Source organism: Calidithermus timidus DSM 17022 (assembly GCF_000373205.1).
Classification (GTDB): domain Bacteria; phylum Deinococcota; class Deinococci; order Deinococcales; family Thermaceae; genus Calidithermus; species Calidithermus timidus.
The window spans coordinates 112734-134793 of sequence record NZ_KB890696.1 but is presented as its reverse complement, the minus strand read 5'-3'; the positions used below and the strand labels follow the sequence as shown (position 1 = coordinate 134793).

At 64.2% G+C, this 22060-nt stretch carries 20 protein-coding genes and 2 pseudogenes; 19 read left to right on the top strand and 3 right to left on the bottom strand.

Annotation, left to right across the window (positions count from 1 at the left end):
- Positions 1-104: 104 nt before the first annotated feature.
- The 19 genes and pseudogenes from B047_RS16470 (at position 105) to B047_RS0107075 (ending at position 16868) form a co-directional block, all read left to right on the top strand.
- Positions 105-443: a hypothetical protein gene (locus B047_RS16470; RefSeq protein ID WP_018466274.1), complete on the top strand. Its 339-nt coding sequence runs from the start codon at positions 105-107 to the stop codon at positions 441-443.
- Between the two features lie 21 nt (positions 444-464).
- Entirely contained in the window at positions 465-1025 is a 561-nt protein-coding gene (locus B047_RS16465; protein ID WP_018466273.1) for a flavodoxin, read from the top strand.
- 75 nt (positions 1026-1100) lie between these two features.
- On the top strand, positions 1101-2129 hold the full coding sequence (locus tag B047_RS0107150; protein ID WP_157205841.1) for an imelysin family protein: 1029 nt from the start codon (positions 1101-1103) through the stop codon (positions 2127-2129).
- On the top strand, positions 2126-4351 hold the full coding sequence (locus B047_RS0107145) for an FTR1 family iron permease (protein ID WP_018466271.1): 2226 nt from the start codon (positions 2126-2128) through the stop codon (positions 4349-4351). Before B047_RS0107150 ends, B047_RS0107145 begins: the two co-directional genes overlap by 4 nt.
- A gap of 12 nt (positions 4352-4363) precedes the next feature.
- Positions 4364-4846 (top strand): ferritin, encoded by a 483-nt coding sequence (locus B047_RS0107140; RefSeq protein WP_040779531.1) that lies wholly within the window; start codon positions 4364-4366, stop codon positions 4844-4846.
- Positions 4843-5793: an ABC transporter substrate-binding protein gene (locus B047_RS0107135; protein ID WP_018466269.1), complete on the top strand. Its 951-nt coding sequence runs from the start codon at positions 4843-4845 to the stop codon at positions 5791-5793. Before B047_RS0107140 ends, B047_RS0107135 begins: the two co-directional genes overlap by 4 nt.
- Positions 5794-5810: 17 nt before the next feature.
- Positions 5811-6677, top strand: coding sequence for an ABC transporter substrate-binding protein (locus tag B047_RS0107130; RefSeq protein ID WP_245533725.1), 867 nt, complete (start codon positions 5811-5813; stop codon positions 6675-6677).
- Between the two features lie 12 nt (positions 6678-6689).
- Positions 6690-7568, top strand: coding sequence for a nitroreductase family protein (locus B047_RS17205; RefSeq protein WP_018466267.1), 879 nt, complete (start codon positions 6690-6692; stop codon positions 7566-7568).
- Positions 7569-7581: 13 nt separating this feature from the next.
- Positions 7582-8475 (top strand): heme/hemin ABC transporter substrate-binding protein, encoded by an 894-nt coding sequence (locus B047_RS0107120; protein WP_026234680.1) that lies wholly within the window; start codon positions 7582-7584, stop codon positions 8473-8475.
- A 76-nt stretch (positions 8476-8551) separates the two neighbouring features.
- Positions 8552-9307 (top strand): hypothetical protein, encoded by a 756-nt coding sequence (locus B047_RS0107115; RefSeq protein ID WP_018466265.1) that lies wholly within the window; start codon positions 8552-8554, stop codon positions 9305-9307.
- Between the two features lie 11 nt (positions 9308-9318).
- The gene (locus B047_RS0107110) at positions 9319-10254 is read left to right on the top strand and encodes an ABC transporter substrate-binding protein (protein ID WP_018466264.1); all 936 of its coding nucleotides are present in this window, start codon (positions 9319-9321) and stop codon (positions 10252-10254) included.
- A gap of 16 nt (positions 10255-10270) precedes the next feature.
- Complete coding sequence (locus tag B047_RS0107105; protein WP_018466263.1) at positions 10271-10747, top strand: flavodoxin domain-containing protein; 477 nt, start codon at positions 10271-10273, stop codon at positions 10745-10747.
- A gap of 29 nt (positions 10748-10776) precedes the next feature.
- Positions 10777-11586 (top strand): annotated as a pseudogene (locus B047_RS18760) (ATP-binding cassette domain-containing protein); the annotation flags it as partial.
- Positions 11587-11628: 42 nt separating this feature from the next.
- A pseudogene (locus tag B047_RS18755) lies at positions 11629-12429 on the top strand (ABC transporter ATP-binding protein); the annotation flags it as partial.
- A 103-nt stretch (positions 12430-12532) separates the two neighbouring features.
- Entirely contained in the window at positions 12533-13534 is a 1002-nt protein-coding gene (locus B047_RS0107095; protein ID WP_018466261.1) for a FecCD family ABC transporter permease, read from the top strand.
- Positions 13531-14346 (top strand): ABC transporter ATP-binding protein, encoded by an 816-nt coding sequence (locus tag B047_RS0107090; protein ID WP_018466260.1) that lies wholly within the window; start codon positions 13531-13533, stop codon positions 14344-14346. Before B047_RS0107095 ends, B047_RS0107090 begins: the two co-directional genes overlap by 4 nt.
- Positions 14343-15269: an ABC transporter substrate-binding protein gene (locus tag B047_RS0107085; protein ID WP_018466259.1), complete on the top strand. Its 927-nt coding sequence runs from the start codon at positions 14343-14345 to the stop codon at positions 15267-15269. Before B047_RS0107090 ends, B047_RS0107085 begins: the two co-directional genes overlap by 4 nt.
- A 2-nt stretch (positions 15270-15271) precedes the next feature.
- Positions 15272-16264, top strand: a complete 993-nt coding sequence (locus B047_RS0107080; protein WP_018466258.1) for a FecCD family ABC transporter permease — start codon at positions 15272-15274, stop codon at positions 16262-16264.
- Between the two features lie 211 nt (positions 16265-16475).
- Entirely contained in the window at positions 16476-16868 is a 393-nt protein-coding gene (locus B047_RS0107075; protein WP_018466257.1) for a hypothetical protein, read from the top strand.
- Here B047_RS0107075 and B047_RS0107070 read toward each other — a convergent pair.
- The 3 genes from B047_RS0107070 to pnp form a co-directional block, all read right to left on the bottom strand.
- Positions 16828-17721, bottom strand: a complete 894-nt coding sequence (locus B047_RS0107070; RefSeq protein ID WP_018466256.1) for an AEC family transporter — start codon at positions 17719-17721, stop codon at positions 16828-16830. The two genes, B047_RS0107075 and B047_RS0107070, sit on opposite strands and share 41 nt — an antisense overlap.
- Before the next feature lie 46 nt (positions 17722-17767).
- Entirely contained in the window at positions 17768-19504 is a 1737-nt protein-coding gene (locus B047_RS0107065) for a ribonuclease J (protein WP_026234679.1), read from the bottom strand.
- A gap of 321 nt (positions 19505-19825) precedes the next feature.
- On the bottom strand, positions 19826-21970 hold the full coding sequence (gene pnp / locus B047_RS0107060) for a polyribonucleotide nucleotidyltransferase (protein ID WP_018466254.1): 2145 nt from the start codon (positions 21968-21970) through the stop codon (positions 19826-19828).
- Positions 21971-22060: the final 90 nt, after the last annotated feature.

Sequence of the window (22060 nt, the reverse complement as noted above, 5' to 3'; positions counted from 1 at the left end):
CAAGCGACCCTTCCTTCTGTTTTTGAGTTCATTCGCGCCCGCCGTTCGCTGGCGGCGGGCTACTTAGACAAGCCGATGGAGCGGGAGAAGGGAGGGTGGAACCCATGAGCTGTCCCCACCTGCGCCGGCTGGCCACCCTGGGCGAGTTTCGCTACATCGATAGCTGCCCTTGCAACGGGGGTATCGTGCATCTTTCCTGGGATGTGGCCACCCTGCACCTAAGCCTTAAGGACTTCGCTTGGCTGGCCGCGGTGGTAGAAGAGGCGGCGGGGAGGGAGAGCCCTGACCTGCCCTTGGTGCTGTGGGTGGGGAGCGTGGCCTTGCGAATGAGCCGCACCGAGGGTCTTGAGCTTCAGGGAATGATTCGCGCGGCTTTAGCCGAGATGATGCCAAAACAACCCGAACCTACTCAGATCGGGCCTTTCACGAGGTTACTGAATTAGCTTCAGAAAAAGGGGTTGGTTATGTTTACACTGGGCATCTTCTACGGTTCCACCTACGGCAATACCTACGACGCAGCCTGTGAGATTGCTGCCGAACTCAAAAAGTATTTTGCTGGGGAAGTATGGATTCACGACGTTGCTGAACAAGGCTTAAAGCGCCTGGAGGAGTGCCAGGCCCTTTTGCTGGGATGCTCAACTTGGAACATCGGCGATCTGCAAGACGACTGGGCACGCTGCCTGAAGCAGCTCGAGGCCGCCTCTTTGCAGGGCAAAAAAGTAGCCCTTTTCGGCGCCGGTGATCAGTACAGCTATCCTGACAGTTTTCAAGGTGCCTTGGCCATCCTGGCCGAGAAAGTACGTCAGGCCGGGGGAGAACTGGTGGGGTTCACTTCCACGGAAGGCTACTTTTTTAGCCAAAGCCTGGCCGTGGAGAACGGGCAGTTTGTAGGGTTGGCCCTGGACTACGACAACCAGCCCGAGCTTTCCCGCCCACGTATCCAAGCCTGGGTTGAGCAGCTAGCAGAAGAAATGGCCTTGCTGCGTCGCGCGGTAGAGGCCGAGCAGGAGGTAATGGATGAATAAAATTTTCGGATCTTTTCTGAAAATCTACGCTCTTTTCGTAATAGGCCAGTACAACTGCCGTGAGGAGGACAAGTGATGCGCACACCTACTTGGATTGCCATGCTTACCCTGCTCAGCCTGGCTCAGGCCCAAGGCGTAGATGCGGTCAAGGGCTACCTGATTGAGCGGGTGGAACAGCAAAAAGCTGCCACTGCGGCCTTGGTCAAGGCCAGCCAGGACTACTTCGCCCTGGCCCAGAAAGCCGGTTTCGACTACCACCGACTGGCCCAAACCCAGGCCAGCCCACTGCGTCAGCGGCTGCAAGCGGCCAGGGCGGCCTGGGTGAAGGCCAGCCCCATCTACGAGAGCGTGGAGGGGATTGTGGCGGGGGTGGAGTCGCTCGCCGACTTCGACCTGAACCTAGACGCTGGGGCCTCCGCCGCCGAGGGGGGCGACGCGGTGGTCACCTTCGATTTGAAGCTGGAAGACGGCCGGGTGCTGCGGCGCCCCGGCAACGCCTTTGGGGTGCTGGAGGGCACCCTCTGGGGCACCGAACGGGCCTTTAGCAGCGGGGTGCGCTTTGACGTGGACAACGACGGCAAGCTGGGCTTTGGCGACTACCTGCCCGACGCCCATGTGCTCAAGGCGGGGGCGGCCAAGTTGGATGAGTTAACCGGAGAGTTGCTAAAGGCGGCCCGGCAATGGCAACCAACTCCCGCTGACGTCTTTGGGGCCCTGGTGGCCAACGTACCCACCGCGGCCGCGGTTTTCGTGGAAAGATGGAAAACCTCCCGCTTTGTATTGGGCGATAAGGCCACCCGGCGCGACTTCAACGTGATCTCCTCCTTGGACGATCTGGTGAACAACATTCGCTCCTGGCAGGCGCTGTATGCGGGGGCCTCGAGCCTAGTCCGCGCCAAAAACCCCGCCTTAGACCGCCAGATTACCGAGGGGCTCTCGGGCCTAAAGGCCTACGCCGAGCGGCTGGTGGCCCAGGAGAAGGTGCGCCGCTTCAGCCTGGAGCAGGCCGAGCTCATCTACAAAGAGGCCGACAACCGGGCCACCGCCGTCACCGGCAAGCTGGCCCAGGCCGCGGCCCTGCTGGGCCTTAAGGTGGGCCAATGAGGCGCTGGGTGGGGCTTTTGTTGGGGCTTGGACTGGCCCTGGCTCAGCCCACCCCCGCCGAGCGGGCCGAGGGGCTTAGGGCCAGGCTGGTGGAGGCCCAGCTCGAGCTGGCCTTCGACCCTCAGGCGGCGGCTGGGCTGCTCCAAGCGGTCCAGGTGGAGGCGACGGCTTTGGCCAAGGCCGGGCTAGCGGTAGACTTAAGCCCCCTGAGGAAGGCCCTCGGCGCGCGGGATGAGGCGGCGTTTGCCGCGGCGCGGGCCCACTTATGGACCGACCTGTTGCGCCAGGGCTACTTGAGGCTGGAGAGGGCGGTGCGCGCTGGGGACCTCGCGGCGGCCCAGGACTGGGCCCTGTTGCGCGAGTACCGGCCCGCCACCCGCTACGCCGCGCCCGAGGCCGAGGCCACCTTGGCCCTGGAGGAGCTGCGCCAGGGCCGTCTAAGACCCGAGGAAGCCCTCCTGGCGCTGCGCGCCGACCTGCTGGGGGCCTACCAGGCCCGGCTGGAGGCCGCGTTGCGCGACCTCGAGGAGGCCCAGTCCCAAGGCCAGCCCGTCCGGGCCGCCGAGCAGCGGGCCTTGGCCCAGGGCTACTTTGAGATTCTGGCTCCGGCCTACCAAGAAGCCCGGGGGGCCGCCAAGCTGGCCGAGGCCCGCCAGGCGCTGGCGACAGGCCCGCTTGCGGCGATCCGGGAGGCCCTCTCCGGCTTCCAGGCGGCCCCCCTCTCCCCCCGTGAGCGGGCTCGGCGGGCCAACCAGACCCTGCGCTTTTTGGACCTGGTGCCGGTGGAGTACAGCCGGGGGGTGGTGGGTTCGACGGAGGCGGTGCGGGTCACCAAGGCCTTGGAGATTGAGGAGGCCACGGCCTTTTTGGAAAGTGCCCGCACCGCTTGGAGCGCTTTAGAGCCGATGTTCCAAGCGGCCAAGGTAGAGGGGGTTCGTCAGGGCTTCAAAGAGCTCGAGCGGGGTCTGCAAGCCGCCCACCAGGGGGAGAACCCCCCCAGCGCCCAGGCCCTGGAAGAAGGGGTGAAGGCCTTGCGCCAGCAGCTCGAGGCGCTTTTGCCCGCCGAGTGGCGCCGGGCCGACCCCGCAGGCGACTTGGAAGTCATCCGCCAACAGCTCAAGGCCCTGGAGAACGCGGTGGCCCAGGGCCGCTACGACCTGGCCGAGACGGCGCGCATGGACGCCTACGCCCTCTTGGAGTCGGGGCCCGAGGCCCGGCTTAGGGTCTTCGCTCCGGCCTTGGCCTTAGCGATTGAGGATCTGTTCTGGAATGGGCGTAACCCAGATGGTCTGGCCCGCCTGATCCGGCAGAAGGCCCCGCCCAGTGAAGTGCGCGAGACCCGGCAGCGGCTCGAAGCCAAGCTGCGCGAGGCCAGCGGCTTCCTCTCCACCCAAAGCGCCCCCGCCGCCACCCTGGCCAACGCCGCGGTCATCGTCTTCCGTGAGGGGCTGGAGGCGGTGCTGATCCTGGCTGCTCTTTTGGGGAGCTTGAAGCGCCCCGAGGTGCGCCGCTTCCGCCGCCCATTGTGGCAGGGGGCCTTGCTGGCTTTTGGGGTGACGGTGCTGACCTGGTTTGCCATGCGGGGGCTTCTGACCCAGTTCGCCCGCTACGGCGAGCGGCTCGAGGCGGTGGTCTCCTTGCTGGCCATCGCGGTGCTGCTTTTGATCATGAACTGGTTCTTCCACCAGGTCTACTGGACCGACCACCTGGCCGGCTTCCACCAGCAAAGACAGCGCCTGCTGCGGGCCGAGGCCGGGCAGTACCTGGGGCTGCTTTCCCTGGGCTTTGTGAGCGTCTACCGCGAGGGCTTCGAGACGGTGCTCTTCTTGCAGTCGCTCGTGCTTCAGTCCAGCCTGGCCCCGGTGCTCTTGGGCATCGGGCTGGGTCTGCTGGCCACCTTGGGGGTGGGTTTCGTGGTCTTCGCCTTGCAGGCCAAGCTGCCCTACAAGCGGATGCTCATCGCCACCGGGGTGCTGCTGCTGTTGGTGCTTTTCACCATGGTGGGCACCACCGTGCACGTCTGGCAGGTGGTGGGTTGGCTGCCCGTACACCCCATCGGGGGGCTGGCCCTCCCTTACTGGGTGGGGATGTGGCTCGGGCTCTACCCCACTTGGGAGGGGCTTTTGGCCCAGGTTCTGGCGGTGGGGGTGGTGCTGGGTAGCTACTTCCTGGCCGAAGGCCTCAAGCGCCGGGCACTGCTCAACAACCTTCGCCATACCTAAAGGAGGTTTCCCATGATTAGCCAAACCCTAAAGGACATGCTCAACGAGCAGCTCACCCGCGAGCTCACCGCCAGCCAGCAGTACCTGGGCATGGCGGCCTACTCTGGGGCGCAGAACCTGGAGGGCTGGCAGGCCTTTTTTGAGCGCCAGTCCGAGGAAGAACGCGGGCATGCCCTGAAGATCTTTCATTTCCTGGTTGAGGTGGGTGCCCCGGTCAAGCTCTCTGCCCTGCCGGAGGTGAAAAGCGAGTATGCCAGCCTGCTCGAGGCCACCCAGGCCGCCCTGGCCTACGAGCAGAAGGTCACCCGCGAGTTCCAGGCCATGGCCCAGGCCGCCCTGGAGGAAAAAGACCACACTACCTACCAGTTTTTGCAGTGGTACTTAGAGGAGCAGATCGAGGAGGAAAGCCTGTTTGGTCGCCTGGTGGCACTGTTGGAAAGCGGCCTCAATCCGTTTTTGGCTGAGAGCCTTTTGAGTAAAGGAGGAGAGAAGTGAACCTTAAGAACGTTCTTGTCGCAATCGTCCTCTCAGGCTTTGCCCTAGCCCAGACCCTCACCATCGAGCACGACGAGGGCACCAGCCGGGTGCCCCTCAACCCCAAGCGCGTGGTGGTGATGGACGAAGAGGCCCTAGGCTGGCTGGCCGCGCTGGGGGTGGGCGACCGCATCGTGGGGCTGGCCAGCGCCTACCTCACCCCCGCCGACATCAGCGGAGGCCATATCAAAGCCGAGGTGCTGCAGAAAGGCTTTTTGGCTCGAGCCAAGCTCAACAGTCCGACCTACATCGGTACCTGGATGGAGCCCAACCTGGAAACCCTGCTGACCCTCAAGCCCGACCTGATCGTGCGGCTTACCTGGAAGGGCAACAAACACTACGACAAGCTGAGCCAGATTGCCCCCACCTTGGGCTATGAGGAAGGCGGAAAGGGGTTCTGGGAGCGGGGTCTGCGCGACCTAGGGCGCATCTTCGGCAAGAGCACCGAGGCCGAGCGCATCATCGGTCAGGTGCGGGGGGCTTATCAGGCTGCCCAGGCCTGCCTGAAGAACGCAGGGGTTTTCCAGAAGTACCCCAAGGTGATTGTGGTGGCTCCCTTCGCCGGAGGGGCCAACTGGGTCTACACCAACGTGCGGCTAATCCCCGACCTGCGGGCCATGGGCTTCAAGGACGGCTACACCTCTAAAGACGTCACCCTGAATGTGGGGGCCCAGATCAGTGACGAGGCCCTCATCAGCCTGGACCGAGAGACCCTGGTGGTGGTCTTCCCGCCTGGCGGCCAGTACGACGGCTCCAAAGCTTTCTTCGATAGCCCGGTGGGGCAGAAGCTCAAGGACCAGGCCATCCTCTACACCCCCGAGCCCTTTAGCCCCTACAGTGGCCCGTTGGTGAGCCTGCGCAACGTGAACGAGCTGACCCGGCTGATCCTGGAGAAGGTGAAGCAGTGAAGGCCTGGGGCTTGCTTGTGGTTGTACTGGGGCTGGCCTTAGCCCAGCCCTGCAACGGTCGGTGGGTCAAACATGCGATGGGGGAAAGCTGCGTGCCCAAGGTGCCGCAGCGGGTGGTGGTGTTGGATACCGGCGAGCTGGATAGCGCCTTGGCCCTGGGGGTCAAGCCAGTGGGGGCGGTAACCGCCACGCCCAATCAGCCCTTTCAGCGCTACCTGGGTAGCCAGACCCAGGGTATTGAAGTGGTGGGCACCATCGCGCAGCCCAGCCTGGAGAAAATCCTGGCCCTGCGGCCCGACCTCATTCTCACCAACAAGCTTCGCCACGGCGCCATCTACGACCAGCTCTCCCGCATTGCCCCCACGGTGATGGCCGAGAGCGTAGGGGTGGTCTGGAAGGAAAACCTCTTGTTGGCTGGAGAGGCCCTGGGCCGTAGCACCCAGGCCCGGGTCTTACTGGCGCAATACGAGCGGCGGGCCAGCCAGCTCCGTAACCGCCTAGGAGGGCGTGGGCGGTTGCCCAGCGTAAGCATCCTACGCTTTGTTCCAGGCCAGATTCGCAGCATGAACAAGGCCAACTTTATCGGCACCATCCTGAGCGATATTGGTCTGCCGCGTCCGGCTTTCCAGAACAAGGATACCTTTGCCGATTACATCTCCCTCGAGCGTCTACCTGACCTGGACGCTGATTACCTCTTCTATTCCACCTTCGGCGATCCGCTTAAAACCGACCAAGCTGCCGCACTGGCTAGCCCACTGTGGGGCCGGCTGAAGGCGGTGCAAAACAAGCGGGCTATCGCCGTAGACGACGACACCTGGTTTTTAGCCATCGGGATTCTGGGAGCCCACAAGGTCATGGACGACCTTGAGCGCTTCCTGCGTTAGTGAGGTTGATGGATGACTACCACCGACCTAACCCCCGAGCGGCTTTCGGCTTACCTCGAGCACATCAACGACGATCACACCGAGGAGCTGTTGGCCACCATCAAGGCCCTGGGCGGCCCGGAGTGGGCCGAGGGGGCCGAGATGACAGGGCTCAGCCCCGAGGGCTTCACGGCCTTGGTTTGGGACGGCGAGCAAAGGGCCTGCTTTGAACATCGCTTCGCTGAGCCGGCCAGGGATGCCCTGCACCTGCGGGAGATGCTGGTGACGCTGATGAGCCGGCCCAAGCTGCCCCACCGGCCCTACCCTAGCTTTGATGCAGAGGCCCTCGAGGCCATCATCCGAGGGCGGCGCAGCTACGGGGTGCAGGCCCTAAAGCCCGACCCGGTGCCCCGTGCTCTCATCGAGCGCTGCTTGGATGCGGCCCGCTACGCTCCAAACAACGGGCGCACCCACCCCTTCCGCTTCGTGGTCATCACCGGCCCCGAGGCCAAGGAAAGGCTCTTTGCCAAGGTGCAGGAGCTTTTCCCCAAGGCCTTGCCGGGCTATGATCCGCGCTGGCTCGAGCGCTACCGCAAGCTCATCTTTGGGGCCCCGGTCTGGATCGCCATCGGGATGCAGCCCCGCCGGGAGCGGCCCATGCCGGAATGGGAGGAGTTGGCCGCGGTGAGCATGGCGGTGCAGAACCTGCACCTGATGGCCGCAGCCCAGGGCCTGGGGGGGCTATGGGCCAGCGGCCCGGTGGCCACTCATCCCGACCTGGCGGCCTATTTTGGCTGGGGCGAGCCCCCCGACCGGCTGCTGGGGCTTTTCTACATGGGTTTCGCCAAGCGGGCTTTAGCCCCGCGCAAATACCCCAGCTTAGAGAGCCTGGTGCGCTGGGAAGAGGATTGAGAAAGAGATTCGTATGCGGCGACATCTAGTGGCTTTACTGTGGATGGCTTTGCTCTTGGCGCAGGCCCAGCCTTTGCAGCTGGTGGATGCAACCGGTCAGGAGCTAACGGTTGCCTCTACCGAGCGCATTGTGAGCTTGGACGTGACCAGCACAGAGATTCTCTTCGCTTTAGGGGTAGGCTCCAAGGTGGTAGCCCGCGATGGTAGTTCGGTGTACCCCTCTGAGGCTCAGAAGTTGCCGGTGGTGGGCCTGATGGCTTTCCCCTACCTTGTAGCCAATATCTTGGCGCAAAACCCCACCGTGGTGGTGGGCAAGGTAGGGCTCAAACCCGATGACCTGGCGGCTCAATTGCAGGCTCGAGGGGTTCCATATGTGCAGATTCCTGCCGAACCAGGGGTAGAGCCGACTAAGGCCCGGATTCGTTTGTTGGCAAAGCTGGTAGGGCAGGCGGAGCGGGGGGAGACCTTGGTAGCGGTTCTTGAGCGCGATCTGGCCCAGCTCAAACCCTCGAGCGCTGTGCTGAAAGGCGCCTTTATGTACATGCGGGGCCCAAGCATGGTCTTTATCTGTGGGCGCTTGTCCAACACTGCCGGGCTAATAGAGCTCGTGGGAGCGAAAAACGCCGCCGACTGGGATGAGTGTCGCCCCAGCAGCCCAGAGCTTTTAGGGCAGATCAACCCCGATTTCGTGGTGGTGCTGCAAAGCGGCCTGGCCTCTGTTGGTGGACTGGAGGGGTTTTTGCAACTGCCTGGGGCAGGGCAGACTCGAGCAGGCCAAACCCGTAGGGTCATTGCGGTAGCCGATGGGTTGAGCGCTGTGGGGGGACCTAGGCTGGGCCGGGCAGCACAGGCTTTGTATCGGGCGATCTTCGAGCAGACAGGGTTTGTTGAGGTGAATGAGCCCTAGGCCCGGATTTATTTTGGGCAAATCTATAGTAAATCGGTCGGATAAGCTGACTATGGTGCAGGGGAAGAGAGGAAACATGCCTTACATGGTATCGAGGGTATGGCTGGGCTTTCCCGACATCGAGCGAGCTACCGAGGCCTACACTCACCTGGGCTTTCGGGTAGTTCGGCGCAGGCAGGACCGGGCCCAGATTTTCCTGGCCGATGGCGTGGTGCTGGAACTATTTTCTCTGGCCCATCTGCCGCTGAACCAAGCCTGTGGTCTTAGCGAAGAGGGTGAGCTACTAAAACGGCGTCGGCGCTTCTATGAGGGAAGGATAGGACTGCTGGACTATGTCCTGAGCCCTACTGCCTCCTTTGTGCAGCTCCCGGCGCAGCTCGAGCAGCGAGACATTCCCTATGAGGTGGTAGGGACGAGGCTCTTGCCCCAAATGGTCTTGTGTCCGCCGCTGCTTCCACTGTGGCTCGAGCCTCCTGCTCCTTTGCCTGCGCCCGAGCAAACCCATCAGCCCAACGGGGTAACGGGTCTACACGCGCTGATGGTGGGGAGCCCAGCCTACCCCGCAGCGCTGGCCCAGCACCGCCGCCTGCTGGGCTCCCCGGTGGGCTTTGAGCGCTACGAGGAGCAACAGCGAGCGGTGTTTGCTGTGGGAAAGCACTTTGTCTACCTGCAAGGAGCCCAGAGGGAAGGACTTTTGGGGCTAGTTTTGCGCAGCCGCTACGCCCTTTGGGGGGCGCTCGAGCCTACCCAGACGCTGGGGGTTGCCCTCAGTTTGGTGGGCGATCCCGTCTTTGAACTCACTGGCGACTCGGCGCCTGAAACCGAGGGTTAGAGAGGAAGCACATGAAACGGATTTTTGGATTGCTTTGGGTGGTTTTGGCCTCGCTAGCTCTGGCTCAGGCCCAGCCCTGCTCAGGACGCTGGGTTCAGCATGCCCTGGGCACCACCTGTGTGGTGAGTACCCCCAAGCGGGTGGTGGCGCTGGAGTGGACTTACGTGGAAGACCTACTGGCTTTAGGCGTGCAGCCGGTGGGGGTAGCTGATATTAAGGGCTACCAGGAGTGGGTGCGTATCCCCATAGCGCTGGATAAGAGCGTTGTGGATGTGGGTACCCGGGCCCAGCCGAGTCTCGAGGTGCTCACCACCCTCAAGCCCGACCTGATTCTGGCCCCAGCGTTCCGTGTGCAACAGATCTACCCCCGTCTTACCCAGATTGCCCCTACCCTAACCTTCGACCCTTTTAGCGAAGCAGGCAACCAATACGCCGAGATGGTACGTACCTTCCAGACCATTGCCGAGGTACTAGGCCGCAGCACCCAGGCTCGCACTGTTTTGACCCGGATGGAGACCCGCTTCGCCCAGGCTCGGCAAACCCTGCAAGAAGCGGGCCTTTTTGGCCAGCGCTTTGTGTTGGCGCAGGCCTTTACCAGCCGGCAAAACCTTGCCACCATGCGCCTGTTTACCCGTAACAGCCTGGTCAGCCAAGTGCTGGAGCAGATCGGTCTCAAGAACGCTTGGGAGGACAAGGCCCAGCAGTACGGCTACACCGAGGTAGGCCTCGAGGCCCTGAGCCAGATCAAGACCGACCATTTCATCTACATCGTTCAAGAAAACGACAACGTCTTTACTGGCAGCAGCGTAGAGGCGCTCTGGAAAAACCTGGACTTCGTACGCAACCACCACGCCTACCGCCTTCCCGGTAATACCTGGACCTTTGGTGGGCCGCTTTCGGCCGAGGGGCTGGTGGAGGCGGTGATTCGGGCCATGACGAGCAAATAACTGCTGGGAGCTGCGTGTGCTGATTGTGATAGGGACCCAGACCCTCAATGCTCTCGAGGCAGCCGAGCGGCTACAGGGTTATCTGAGCTGCTGGGGATATCCCACCCGGCTGCGCTTCGCCGAGGAGGTGCGCCCTGCGGAGCTATCCCAGGAGGAGCGGGTGCTCTTTTGTCTTTCCACCTGGTGCTGGATCTCGCGCCCCAAAGAGCCTGCTGACCTACTGCCGCAAGGGGCATCATGGTTGTATCAGCGTCTGGAAAGTACCCGGCCCGACCTCTCCCGGCTGCGCTATGCGGTCTGCGCCCTGGGGGAGCGGGCCTATGGCCCCTACTTCTGCAAAGCCGGGAGCATCTACACCCAGCTTTTGGGTCGGCTTGGGGCACGGCCTTTGCAGTGTCGGCTCGAGCTGGCCTCGCCGGTGGAGAGCTGGGAGGAACTCGGCGACTGGGCCATGGCGCTGGCGGTCAGCCTGAAGTCAAAGGTGCAGCTATGAGGGTGGTGCTTGTAGAGAAAGGAGCCTAGATGCAGGAAAACCGTTTGCTGGAAGTGCGAGACCTGGCGGTGAGTTTCCATACCGACGACGGGGTGGTAGAGGCGGTGAAGGGGCTTTCCTTTCACCTGGAGAAGGGCGAAACCTTAGCCATCGTGGGTGAGTCGGGCTCGGGAAAATCGGTGAGCGCCTTGGCCCTGATGCAGCTTTTGCCCAAGCCTGCTGCGCGCATCGTGGGTGGACAAGCCCTTTTTCGCCGCAAAAGCGGGGAAGTGCTCGACCTCTTGAGGGCCGAAGAGGCCACCATGCGCCGAATTCGCGGCAACGACATGGCCATGATCTTCCAGGAGCCCATGACCTCCTTGAACCCGGTTTATACGGTGGGCGACCAAATTGCCGAGGCCATTGTGCTGCACCAAGGCAAGAACCGAAAGGAAGCCCGCCAACTGGCCATTGAGATGCTCAACCTGGTGGAAATTCCCAACCCCCACAAGCGGGTGGACGACTATCCCCACCAGATGTCGGGGGGGATGCGCCAGCGGGTGATGATCGCCATGGCCCTGTCCTGCAACCCCTCCCTGCTCATTGCTGACGAGCCCACCACTGCGCTGGATGTGATCATCCAGGCTCAGATATTGGAGCTGATGAAGAAGCTCCAGGCCGAGATTGGCACTGCGGTGCTCTTCATCACCCACGACCTGGGGGTAGTAGCCGAGATGGCCGACCGGGTAGTGGTGATGCAGCACGGGCTGAAGGTGGAAGAGGCCGATACGAATACCCTCTTCAAGTCCCCCAAGGAGGAGTACACCCAGCGCCTCCTCGCCGCGGTACCGCGCATAGACCAGGAAAAACCCGCCCCGCCTGAGCGGGCTACCCCGCCGGTACTGGTGAGGCTGGAGAACCTGCGGGTCTGGTTTCCCTTGCGGGCGGGGGTGTTCTCGAGGGTGGTGGGGCACGTCAAGGCAGTGGACGATGTTTCCATCGAGGTTTACAAGGGCGAGGTACTGGGGCTGGTGGGAGAGTCCGGCTCGGGTAAGACCACCCTGGGCCGCAGCCTGCTGCGCTTAGTGGAGCCTACCGGGGGGCGCATCTGGTTTGATGGCCAGGAGATTGCCCATCTGCCTAAGGAGGTGCTGCGGGCCTTCCGCCGCCGCATGCAGATTATCTTCCAGGACCCCTACGCCTCGCTCAATCCGCGCATGACCGTGGGCGATATCATCGCCGAACCTTTGGTTATTCACCGGGTGGGAAGCCCCAAAGAGCGCCAAGAGCGGGTGGCCGAGCTATTAGAAACCGTGCAGCTTTCCCCCGACCACATCCGTCGCTACCCCCATGAGTTCTCCGGAGGGCAGCGTCAGCGCATTGGCATCGCTCGAGCTCTGGCTCTCAACCCCGAGTTCATCGTGGCCGACGAGTGCGTCTCGGCCTTGGACGTCTCTATTCGCGCCGAGATCATCGCGCTGCTCAAGGAGCTTCGGGCCAGAATGGGCCTGACCATGCTCTTCATCTCGCACGACCTGGCGGTGGTGGAGGACATCTCCGACCGGGTGGCGGTGATGTACAAGGGAAGGCTGGTGGAGGTCTCGAGCAGCCACCGCATCTACCGCGAACCCAAGGACGAGTACACCAAAGCCCTACTCTCGGCTATCCCTATCCCCGACCCTACGGTCAAGCGCGAACGCATTCCCTGGAATCCGGAGGCCTATTTAGCAGCACGCCAGAACAGCGCTTGACAGACTTATTCATGAGGGATAGACTCCAAACCCGAGTAAGTTGATTGGAATACCCATGCTGGGCCGTCCCACCCCCCCCAAACCCGCCCTGATTCCCCTGCTGGCCCTGGCCCTGCTGGCACTGGGCGTTTTGGCCCTGGGCACCGGGGCAGTGCGGATGGGCCCATGGGAGGTTCTTCAGGCCCTGGGTGCTTCGCACGACGAGACCCACACCCGCATCCTCTACGAGCTGCGGCTGCCACGCATACTGGTGGGGGCTTTGTGTGGTGCCTTGTTTGCGGCCTCCGGAGCCATCCTACAAGGGGTGGTGCGCAACCCCCTGGCCTCGCCGGACATTGTAGGAGTAGCGGCGGGGGCGGGGTTGGCTGCGGTCTTCACCCTAATCCTCTTGCCCCAAGCCCCAGCCTGGGCCCTGCCGGTGGGGGCTTTCGGGGGAGCTTTGGCGGCGTTTGGGCTGGTATACGTCCTGGCGCGCAGAGCCGGGGAGGTGCTGCCCATACGCTTGGCCCTGATTGGGGTGGCAGTGGAGGCCTCGCTGGACGGGCTGCGTCGGCTCATCCTGGTACGGGCTGACGACTCTATTGCCCAGGCCCTCATCTTTCTGAGCGGCACGGTCTACGGGGCCGACTGGGAGAGGCTTTTTCGGGTGCTGCCGTTTGCGGCCCTTCTCATACCTTTGGCCCTCTTGCTCCATCGGCGGCTCGATGTGCTTTCGTTCGGCGATGAGACTGCCAAGAGCCTGGGGATGCGCCTCGAGCCCGCCCGGCTGGTGGCTTTGTTCCTGGGCACGGCCCTGGCTGCGGTAGCGGTGATGGGGGTGGGCATTCTAGGCTTTGTGGGCCTGATTGCCCCTCACGCCGCGCGGCTGTTGGTGGGCCCCGGCTTTCGCCTGCTGCTGCCCACCTCGATGCTCCTGGGGGCTTTGCTGGTGGTGGGGGCCGACACCCTGGGGCGGGGCCTGGTGCCCCCGCTGGAGATTCCCGCGGGTTTGCTCACCACCCTTTTAGGGGCCCCTTACTTCCTCTACCTGATGCGAAAGGCGGGACGGGTACGATGAGCCTGCAAACCCAACAGCTCTCCTTAGGCTACGACGAGCGCCGCATCATCGAGGGCCTCAACCTTTCCTTGCCCAAGGGAAAGATTACCGCCCTCATCGGCCCCAACGGCTGCGGTAAGTCTACCTTGCTGCGGGCTTTGGCCCGGCTTTTGAAGCCCCAGGAAGGGGCGGTGCTGCTCGACGGCAAGGCCATCCACGCCCTGCCCACCAAGGCCGTGGCCCGCCAACTGGCCCTCTTGCCCCAGATGCCCCAGGCCCCTGAGGGGCTTAGCGTGGAGGAGCTGGTCTGGTTTGGCCGCTACCCCTACCAAAGCGCCTTTGGAGGGCGGAGTGAACATGACCAGAAGGCGGTGGAGTGGGCCCTCGACCAGACCGGCATGCGGGTCTTCGCCAAGAGGCCCTTGGAGACCCTTTCGGGCGGGCAACGCCAGCGGGCCTGGATCGCCATGGCCCTAGCCCAGGAGACTTCGATTCTGCTCCTGGACGAGCCCACCACCTACCTGGACCTGAGCCACCAGCTCGAGGTCTTGCAGCTTTTGCAAAGGCTCAACCGCCACGAGGGCAAGACCGTCGTGATGGTACTGCACGACCTCAACCAAGCCGCCCGCTACGCCCACCACCTGGTGGCGGTGAGTGGGGGACGGGTGGTGGCGGAGGGGGCGCCCGAGGCGGTGCTCAACGAGCGCATTCTGCGGGAGGTCTTTGGCCTTAAGGCCCACTTCCTGCGCGACCCCGAGACCGGCACGCCGCACTGCATCCCCTACGCCCTGGCGCGTAGAGAAGCCCTTGAACTGGTGGAGGAAAAACCATGAAACGAATTCTGGCGGGCCTTTTGGCCCTCTTCGGCCTGGCTTCGGCCCAGCTTCAGATCAAGCACGAGCTGGGCACCCTCACCCTGAACGCCCCAGCAAAGCGGGTGGTGGTGCTGGAATACAGCTTCCTGGACACCCTGCTGGCCTTGGGGGTGAGCCCGGTAGGGGCGGCCACCGGCACCCAAGGCGGCGACCGGGGGCTGCCGCCCTACCTCAAGGCCCGTGCTGCAGGTGTAGCCTCGATTGGCTCACGGGCCCAGCCCAGCCTCGAGGCCATCCTGGCGCTAAAGCCCGAGGTCATCGTGGCCGACGCCTTTGTGCACAAAGACCTAATCCCCCAGCTCGAGCGAATCGCCCCGGTGCTGGCCTTCCAGTCGCGGCGGGGTAGCTTCGACGACTTGAATCAGCAAGTGCTAGAACTCGGGCGCCTGGTGGGCAAAGAGGCCCGGGCCCGCCAGATTTTGGAAGACCAGGAACGGCTTTTGCAAAAGGCCCGGGCCTTCACCAACCCCAAAGCTCCCCCGGTTTTGCTAGGGGTAGCCACCCCGAGTAGCTTCACCGTCCACTCCAGCGAAAGTTTCATCGGCTCCCTGTTGGAACGTCTGGGCCGCAAAAGCCTGGCCAAGCCACAAAACAACCAGACCCAGTACGAGCTGGGCCTAGAGGGCCTCTTAGCGCTGAACCCCGCTACCTTGGTGTTCTTCACTGCCCCCGACGAAACCCCAATCGTGCGCGGCTGGGCTAAGAACCCGCTTTGGCAGAGGCTCGAGGCGGTGAAGCGAGGCCGAATATACGAGTTCGACCGCGACAACTGGACCCGGGGCCGGGGCCCTCTGGCCACCCGGCTCATCCTGGCCGAGCTGATCGACAGCGGCCTCCTGGCCGACCGGCCCGCAGCAGGCCGCTACGCCTTCAAGCCTTGAATATGACCCGCTCGCTCCGCCTTACCCAGACCCTACCGCTATTCGTGCTAGCCGCAGGACTCATGGCTTTCTCCCTGCTGCTCGCCATCTCAGTGGGAGCGGTGGACATCCCCTTGGGTGAGGTGTGGCGGTTGCTTTTCTGGCCCGATGACTCCAACTCGAGCCTCATCGTCCACACCCTGCGCCTGCCCCGGGCTTTGGTGGCTTTGCTGGTGGGAGCCGCGCTGGGGGTCTCGGGGGCCATGATGCAGGGCGTCACCCGCAACCCCCTCACCGAGCCGGGCATCTTGGGGGTCAACGCGGGGGCCGCGCTGGCCCTGTTGTTGGGGGTGGTTTTCTGCCCCGGCCTGCCCGCCTGGGCCACGGTGCTGCTGGCCGCTTTGGGTGGGGTGGGGGCGGCGGCGCTGGTCTATAGCATCACCGCGGCGGTGGGTCTGACCCCGGTGCGGCTGGCCTTGGCGGGCATCGCGGTGGGGGCTATGCTGGGGGCGGCGACTAGCTTTCTGCTGATCATGTTTGAGGAGCGCACCCGCGGCGCCTTCATCAACCTTTCGGGCAGCTTAGCCGGGCGCACCTGGGAGCACTTCTGGGTCATTCTGCCCTGGGCCCTGCCCGCGCTCTTGCTGGCCGTCGCCCTATCGCAGCAGGTTAACCTACTCGCCTTGGGCGAGGAGGTAGCCCAAAGCCTAGGGGCACGGGTGGGTCTGGTACGCCTGGCGGCCGTGGGGTTGGCGGTACTGCTGGCCGGGGCCGCGGTAAGCGTGGCCGGGCCCATTGGGTTTTTGGGCTTGGTGGTGCCCCATCTGGCCCGGTGGCTTGTGGGCGTCGACTACCGGCGGGTGATTCCCTTCTCGGCCCTGCTGGGGGCTAGCCTGCTCTCCTTAGCCGATGTGGCCGCCAGGCTTATAGACCGGCCCCTCGAGACCCCGGTGGGCATCTTGGTGGTAGCCTTGGGGGCCCCTTTCTTCGTCTACCTGGCACGGCGGGTGGGATGACAGGAAGTTATACCAGATTCGGTGGGCTGCCCCGCTCGAGCTGTGGGAGAAGACCCTCCATAGCCTCGGACGCCACGACCCCCGCTGGCCCATCGCCTATGCCCACAGCGCTCGGCTTTGGCGTGACTTCAAAGCGATGCGGGCTTGACCGGCGCGCGTGCTGGTCTCCTGGCTCATGGCCCTCCTAACTTCGCCCCCTAAACTCAGAGCCATGCCCTGGCTGCTGTTGTTGGTTTTTGTGCTGAGCGGCTGTACGTATACCTTTTTGCCCCTCGAGCCCGAGCGCGTGCCCTTTCCCCAACGCCCCAGCCTCACGGGGACGCTGACGGAGAGTGGTAAAACCGTGATCGCCCAACTCGAGGTGCGCCGGATGCCTAAGCCGGGCTACGTCGAGGTCAAGTGGTACCTGGAGGAAACCGTTTTAGCCGAGCGCTCGCTGTGGGCGGAGGGTCCCAGGAAGTACCGGCTCGAGCTACCCCGGCCCCAGGAGGGCTACTACCGGCTGATCGTGCTGATCGAAAACGCCCCACTGCTGCAACTCGACCTGGGCACACCCAGCCTGCCTAGCCCACCCCTACCGCCAGAAGAACCAGAGGGATCGTGAGAAAGGCCAGCACGCTCGAGAGCACCACGCTGCGGGCGGCCCTGGGCGCGTCCCCGCCGAACTCGGCCACCACCATGAAGGCGTTGACCGCGATGGGCATAGCGCTTTGCAGCGCCAACACCTGAATGTCGATGCGCTCGAGCCCCAGCAGATACCCCGCCCCCACCGCCAGCGCCGGGGCCACCAACAGTCGCAGTCCGGAGGCCAGCAGCTCAAAGCCACCGATTTGGACGGGGTTTTTGGCGATTTGTATGCCCAGGGTGAGCAGCATCAGGGGAATGCAAGCCTGTCCCACCAGGTGAATTCCGGCTTCAAGGTTGAAGGGGAAGTCGAGCCCCAGCGCCTTGAAGGCCAACCCCCCGGCCAGCGCCCAGAACATCGGCAGCTTGAGGGTGAAGAGCAGGCTCTGCGCCGGGTTGCCCCCGCGCAGGAAGGCCGGGATGACGCCAAACATCAGCACGCTGGAGGCGATGAAGTAGACTACCGCCCGCTCCAAGCCCTCCTGCCCCAGCGCGAACAGCGCCATCGAGAGCCCCATGTTGCCCGAGTTGGGGGAGAGCGCGGCGGTGACGAGGGTTTTGGCCGTGGGCTTGGGGAGCCGGGTCGCCGCTGCGATCAGCCAGGACAGCAGGCCCACAGCCGCGTAGGCCAGCGCGAAGCCCAGCGTGAGCCCCACCACGCTGCCGCTACCCAGGCGCGCGTTGTACATGGCGTCGAAGATCAGCGCGGGGACCAACAGGTGCAGGATGATGCGCGAGAGGGTGGGCGCGTCGATTTCGAAGCGCCGTCCCACCACGTAGCCCATCACCACGATCAGGGCGACGGGGAGAACGGTGTTGAGGAGGGCACTCATAAACGCGAGGGGCGCACGTCAGTGCGCCCCTACGATACCCTATGCTTCAGCCCTCGATCACCATCGGGATGATCACCGGGTCGCGGCCCGTGGCCTTGCGCAGGAACTTCTTGGTGGGGTAGTAGATGTCGTCGCGGATGACCTCGAGCGGCTTCTTCTCCCGCACGCCCTGGTAGATGGCGTCGAAGGCGATCTTGCGCACCTCGCCCAAGAGCCTCTCCCCGGCCTTGACGAAGCCCTTGGAGACCACCTCCACGTGGGGCTCGCGGTGGTTGACCAGCGCGGTGATCACCACCACGCCCTCGGCGGCCATGTGGTTGCGGTCGGCCAGGATTTCGTCGGTGATGTCGCCCACACCCAGCCCATCGACATAGAGCGCCCCGCTGGGCACCTTGCCGCTGATCTCGAAGGTCTCGGGGGTGAGCCTGACCACGTCGCCGTTCTCGGCGATGAGGACCTTTTCCGGGGGCTGGCCCATGGCCTCGGCCAGCCACTTGAAGTTGGTCTGCTGGCGCACCTCGCCGTGCCAGGGCAGGAAGAATTTGGGCTGCGCCAGGTTGAGGATGATCTTGAGCTCTTCCTGCGAGCCGTGCCCCGAGGCGTGAACGCGGTAGGTGGGGGGGAAGAAGACCTGAGCCCCCAGCGCGTAAAGCCGGTTGATCACCGTGTTCACCGCCTCCTCGTTGCCGGGGATGGGGCTGGAGGAGAGGATCACCGTGTCGCCGGGCTTGATGGCCATCTTCTGGTGCGTGCCCGAGGCCAAGCGCGCCAGCACGGCTTCGGGCTGACCCTGCGAGCCGGTGGTGATGACCAGGACCTGTGAGTCGTCGAGGTTGTCGAGCTCCTCGAGGCTGTAGAGCCGGTCGCGCACGCTGAGGTAGCCCAGATCCAGGGCGATGCGGGCGAACTTGACCATGCTGCGCCCCTCCACCGCCACCTTGCGCCCGTAGTGCTCGGCGGCCTTGATCACGCTCTGGATGCGGTGGATGTGCGAGGCAAAGGTGGTCACGAAGACCCGGCCCTTGGCCTTGCCGATGATCGCGTCGAGGCCCTTAGCCACCTCGGCCTCGCTGGGGGTGAAGCCGGGGCGCTCGGCGTTGGTGGAGTCGGCGATGAGCAACAGCACGCCCTCGGCCCCGGCCTGAGCCAGCTTGGCCAGGTGGCTGGGTTTGCCGTCGACCGGGGTGGGGTCGAGCTTGAAGTCGCCGGTATGTACCACCTTCCCCACGGGCGTGTGGATGACCATGCCCGAGTTGTCGGGGATGGAATGGGTCATGCGGAAGAGGTCAACGGTGAAATAGCGCCCGATTTGGATACGGTCGTCGGGGGAGACCTCGCGGAAATTGAAATCCCCTATCCTGAAGCCGAACTCCTCGAGCTTACCCTTGACCAGCCCCAACGTCAGCCGCGCTCCATAGACCGGGACCTTGGGCAGCTGGGAGAAGAGGTAAGGCAGAGCCCCGATGTGGTCTTCGTGGCCGTGGGTCAGCACCCAGCCCTTGATCTTGTCGGCGTTCTGGATGAGGTAGTCGATGCGCGGGATCAGCAGGTCCACGCCCAGCATGTGCTCATCGGGGAAGGCCAGGCCGCCGTCGATGACCAGGATCTCGTCCTGGAAGCGGAAGACGAACATGTTCTTGCCGATCTCGCCCATGCCGCCCAGGGGGATGATCTCGAGGTGCCCCCCCGCCGGGGCCAGCAGCACCGGCCCGCTGGGCTTGGGTTTGGGCCTGCGCTTGCGCGGGCGGCCAGGGGTATACGAAGTCGTCTTGTTGTGGTCCATGAAAAACTCCATTTATTCCGCGTGACAGGCCATTGTCGCAGCCGGCCACGTCGTATCCAAGTTCAAATGTGCCTCATGACCGAGGCTCCCAAGTGAGAGATTAGCAGATTTGATGGCGATATGAAATAGCGGGGTGGCGGTCGATAGTCCATACGCAAAACGCGAGAGGGCAGGGGGATACCCCCATCCGGCTCCGAGGTACGGGTTGGCTGAGTTCCCGCATGCTGGCGTGAGCTACTCGCTGAGGTAGACGACGTGGCAGCGGTTGAACTTGGCGTGGGGCGCTACCCACAACAGGGCCTGACACTCCACGCCGTGCCCTCAGCGCTTGACCGGGGGCTTGCGCGGGGGGATCTTGCCCTCGAGCTCGGGCCGGATCACGTCTACGCGACCCTTCTCGTCGATGGTGTGGACCTTGACGCGGATGGTGTCGCCCATCTTGAGGTAGTCTTCAACGCGATCCACGCGGCCCTCGGCGATCTGGCTGATGTGCAGCAGGCCGTCGGTGCCGGGGAAGAGGGTGACGAAGGCCCCGAAAGGGGTGATGCGGCTGACGGTGGCGTCGTAAATCTCGCCGACTTTGACCTCTTGGGTCACACCCTGGATGCGCCGCAGGGCTTCCTGGGCTGCCGCGGCGTTGGCCGAGAAGATGCGCACGGTGCCGTCTTGTTCGATGTCGATCTCGACCCCGAGCTCTTCCAACGCCCGCACGTTCTTGCCGCCGGGGCCAATCACCGCACCGATCTTCTCCGGCGAGATCTTGATGCTCAGGATGCGCGGTACCTGGGGCTTGAGTTCGCGGCGGGGGGCCGGCAGCACTTCGGCCATCTTGCTCAGGATGTGCAAGCGGGCTTCGCGGGCTTGCTGTAGGGCGGCGCGCATGAGCTCGGGGGAGATCCCGGCGATCTTGATGTCCATCTGCAAGGCGGTGATGCCCGCGGCGGTGCCGGTCACCTTGAAGTCCATGTCGCCCAGCGCGTCTTCGAGGCCCAGGATGTCGGTGAGCACTACGGCCTGCTCACCCTCCTTCACCAGGCCCATCGCCACCCCCGCCACGGGGCGCTTGATGGGCACACCCGCGTCCATCAGGGCCAGGCAGCCCGCACAGACCGTGGCCATCGAGCTCGAGCCGTTGGACTCCAGCACGTCCCCCACCACGCGGATGGTGTAGGGAAACTCCTCCTGGCTGGGCAGCACGGCTTTGAGGGCCCGCTTGGCCAGGTTGCCGTGGCCCACCTCGCGGCGGCTCACCCCACGCAGGCGCTTGACCTCGCCGGTGGAGTAGGGCGGAAAGTTGTAGTGCACCAGGAAGGGGTCCTCGGTGTCGAGGCCCAGGTCATCGACGAGCTGGGCGTCGCGCCCGGTGCCCAGGGTGACGGTGCCCAGCACCTGGGTCTCGCCCCGCGTGAACACCGCCGAGCCGTGCGCCCTGGGCAGCACGTCGACCTCGATCCAGATGGGGCGCACGTCCTTGGGCCCGCGCCCGTCGGCTCGCCGGCCCTCCTCCAGGATCAGGCGGCGCAGCTCCTTCTTGACCACGTCCTCGAAGGCTTTGTGGGCCAGCTTGCGCCGGGCTTCATCCACCGCTCCGTCGGGCGAGGCGGGCACGAAAGCTTCCACCAGCTCCTTCTCGAAGGCTTCCAGCGCCGCGCTGCGCTCACCTTTGGAGGCCGTCTGCAGCACGCTCGAGAGCCCCCGCTCCAGGGCCAGGGCCCTGAGGGCGGCAGCCTCTTCGTCGCTGAGCTTCTCCGGCTCGGCTACGCTGAACTTCTCCTTGCCCAGCTCGGCCCGCATCTGCTCCTGCAGGGCGATGATGGGCTGCATGGCGCGATGAGCGAACTCGAGGGCTTGCACCATCTGCTCGTCGGGGATCTCCTCGGCCCCGGCTTCGACCATGATGATCGCCTCCTTGGAGCCCGCTACCACCAGCTCGAGCTGGTTGTCCTCGGTGGCGGTGGGGTTGAGCACGAAGCGCCCGTTCTGCATCCCCACCCGCACGCAGGCGATGGGCCCGGCCCAGGGGATGTCGGAGAGGGTGAGCGCGGCGCTGGCGGCGATGGGGCCGAGGATGTCGGGGGTGTTCTCCTGGTCGGCGGAGAGCACGGTGAGAATGACCTGGACCTCGTGGCGGAAGCCCTTGGGGAACAGGGGTCGGATGGGGCGGTCGGTGAGGCGGGCCGAGAGGATGGCCTTCTCACCCGGCCTGCCCTCGCGCCGCATGAAGGAGCCGGGGATCTTGCCCACGGCGTAGTGGCGCTCCTCGAATTCGACCGTCAGCGGCAGGAAGTCGGCCTCGATGGGCTCTTGTGAGGCCTGGGCGGTCGCCATGACGATGGTCTGGCCGTAGCGCACCCACACCGAGCCCGAGACCTGCTTGGCGTACTTGCCGGTCTCGATGCTCAGGGTACGACCGGCGAGCTCGAGGCTGTAGACCTTTCCAGAGGGGGTATTGGCACTTGATCCCATAATCTCTACCTTTAGCTTAACGGACAACGGAACCGGGGTTACCGGTTCCGTGTCTCATTCTGAGGTCGAATGGCGGCTCGAGCCCTGGCC